The organism is Massilia sp. CCM 8734 (assembly GCF_011682155.1).
GTDB lineage: Bacteria > Pseudomonadota > Gammaproteobacteria > Burkholderiales > Burkholderiaceae_D > Telluria_A > Telluria_A rubra.
Window position 1 is genome coordinate 1 of the sequence record NZ_WHJI01000175.1, and the last position, 619, is coordinate 619.

The following is a 619-nucleotide window of genomic DNA, read 5'->3' on the forward strand; positions in this document are numbered from 1 at the left end:
AGTTCCCAGTCTGCCAAACGAGCTGGTCGACGCCGTTCCGGAGCGCGTAGCGCCCGTGCCGGTGCCGGCCGCGCCGAACACGCGTGCCGTGGACGACGCGATCGCCGCAGGCATGCGCCTGAAAACGGCCAACGGCGCGATGCTGCACAAACCTGGCTCAAGCAAGGTTTTCAAGCTGAGCACCGCACAAAAAGCCTATTACCAGAAAGTGATGGCCCGCCTGGAGCGTGAAGCAGCGCCCGTCGCAGGACCCTCCGCTGTGGCGCAGGACGCGGCCGGGATCGTGCCGGCAGAGGAAGCGGCGCCGCAAAACCCGGTTGTTCCGGACGTGGCCCATGCTGTCCGACTGGCCGATAACGACATGCTCTATCCAAAAGCCGAGGCGTTCGTGCGCGAAAACGCGACCGCTTCGGCCGCGGCTCTGCAACAACACCTCAAAGTCGGGTACAACCGTGCACAACGGTTGTTGGAACAGATGGAACATGCCGGCACCGTGTCGCCGATGGCGTCGAACGGTGCGCGGTCCCTGATCGCGCCGGCGCCCGCCGCTGGCGATGTACAAGTTGTAGCCGAAACCGCTTTCGACATCGCCGCCCATGAATCGGCCACGTCGCCGCTT

General features: G+C 64.9%; 1 protein-coding gene. It reads left to right on the forward strand.

Features of this window, described 5'->3' with window-relative positions; translation table 11 throughout:
• Window positions 1-619: DNA translocase FtsK (locus tag F2P46_RS36125; protein WP_306667736.1), on the forward strand; the 619-nt coding region annotated here is incomplete at both ends.